The organism is Streptococcus sp. HMSC072C09 (assembly GCF_001813105.1).
Taxonomy (GTDB): Bacteria; Bacillota; Bacilli; order Lactobacillales; family Streptococcaceae; genus Streptococcus.
Genome location: NZ_KV811485.1, coordinates 464112 through 466308, shown reverse-complemented (window position 1 = coordinate 466308; position 2197 = coordinate 464112). Strand labels below are relative to the sequence as shown.

General features: G+C 28.7%; 1 protein-coding gene. It reads right to left on the bottom strand.

Features of this window, described 5'->3' with window-relative positions; all coding sequences use genetic code 11:
* Positions 1–1145 precede the first annotated feature (1145 nt).
* Positions 1146–1352 (bottom strand): hypothetical protein, encoded by a 207-nt coding sequence (locus HMPREF2893_RS11180; RefSeq protein ID WP_049475280.1) that lies wholly within the window; start codon positions 1350–1352, stop codon positions 1146–1148.
* Positions 1353–2197 lie beyond the last annotated feature (845 nt).

Genomic DNA, 2197 nt, shown 5'->3' with positions numbered 1-2197 from the left:
CCAAAATAAATCAGTCCATTTATATTTTGAAAAAATATTTTTTTAGCATAAGAACACCTTCTTCCTTTACTACATTAGTATTATATGATAAAATGTAAGCGAATACAAATAAAAAGGAGGATTGACCTTATGAATGAAAAAAAACGTACATATTTTATTTGTGCAAGTATTATTATTTCATCTATAATTTTAGGACTCTTTATTTATTACGGAATTTATAACGGATTTGACGTTTTGGGTCAATTTATACACGATGGCCTCAGGATAATTAGTAGTAATATTAGTAATACTAGTAGTATTAGGTAGTTAATAGTAATAGAATTTAAATAAAAAACGGTAATTTAGTGAATGCTGATTGCCGTTTTTTGTTTGCTAATTCCAATAACCATTGATAGTGTAAAAAAGAATGTAAATGTTTAACAAAAGATTTGACAAATGGCTTGTACCGAAAAAGTCAGATTGGTTTTAGGAAATTATTCAAAGAAAATTAAAGCTACGTTGAAACATGATGATATTGGGGGGACATCAAATCTTTCTTCTTTTAAGTTTTACAAAACAACATTTCAATATGTTCTACTAATTAACGGCTGTCTTTTTTTGAAAACAACCGTTGCCACCAACTCTTTTTAGTTTCTAGCAATAATGTTTCATTCTTCATTGTGAGAGCTCCAATAAATTGCAACTGACTGTTGCTTATCCAATCATGACGAAATATTAAAAAAAGCTTCCAACACTATTCAAGCAATTAAAAGTGGGAAAACTTAATCCGTTTAGAAAGATAAACATTTGTCTTTTTTCGCACTTTTGCATCGTCTAAATTAACTATTAAATAGTGAAAGGGGGTAGTAAATGGATAAAGTGATAAAAATCGTTGGCGTGTCTTAACGCTTTTATCGGTTGTCTTTTCGTCTTCCTCTATGAGACTGACCTATTTTTTAGTGTCACAGTGCCTCAGATATGGACGATAGCCTATGCTATAAAATTCATATAAAGATAATCAACAACAAAATAAGCAAGAATAGGGAAAAGTCTTTAGATCAAAAAACGCATAATATTAGGTTTTGAAGAACCTTGATACTATGCGTTTTATTGTGGGGTGATTTACTTTATTTTCTCCTGAAATTGAGTTTTTACCTAGTATCGTTTTACTTACGATTAGAAATGAAAAATTTATCAATGAATAGTAAGTGAAATAATGCAAGTATAAATCCCCAGAAACTACCACGAAGAGAGAATTCTTGATGATTAAGAGGAAGCAAATCACGGTTTCCTACATAGATGCATGTCAAAACCACAAATAGAATCCAAAATAAATCAGTCCATTTATATTTTGAAAAATATTTTTTTAACATAATAACACCTTCTTTCTTTGCTATAATAACATTATATGACAAAATGTAAGCGAAAACAAATAAAAAATAATAGGATGATTCGGAGGATAACACCTCCACTTTTTTGTATAGATACCCCGATTTTTTTAATCATACAAAAATCACGCATTTTCGTTGCTGACACAGCAATTCTGAGCGTTTTTCAGAACATTTTGCGACCTATCAACTATGAAGAATCCTTAGAAAAACTAAAAATTTATGTACAATTGACTAAACTAGAGCTAAACCATTGATAAACTGAATTAGAAGTATAAAGTACATTCTTTAAAAAGTGTACTTTATTCTGGAGTGGTATTTTGTATATTTTATAGTTCATCATATTATCAAATCTAAGAAATTGATTTGTACATTTTTTTCAATGATAATCAAGGTATAATAAAAAAATTAAAGTTCGAATTCTGAAACTACTTTCACATATAAAAAATTGAATCCGAATTGCTGCAGGCCTATAATAAAGATAGGAATAATAAGAATTCTTCCTAGAAAGGAGTATACTGTATCATATGTGACAGTATTATTAATAAATCATGAAAAAAATAATTACTATAGTACAGTGCATTTTGTTTCCCGTGTCTCCTTATATAGCTAGAGAACTATGCTTGATGAGTAAAAATCTAGTCGATAATATGTTCCTTGCATTCTTTATTATGCTAACAATTTCTTTTTGGCTTGGTATTTGGAAGTTGGGAGATCTTGTGGGAAATCCAAAATAGAAAGTAAAAAGTTGTGATAGAGATGAGATTTTTATTTATTCTAATTATTAATACACCTTATTTCTTTTATTTAAAATGGAAGGATAAGCCTAA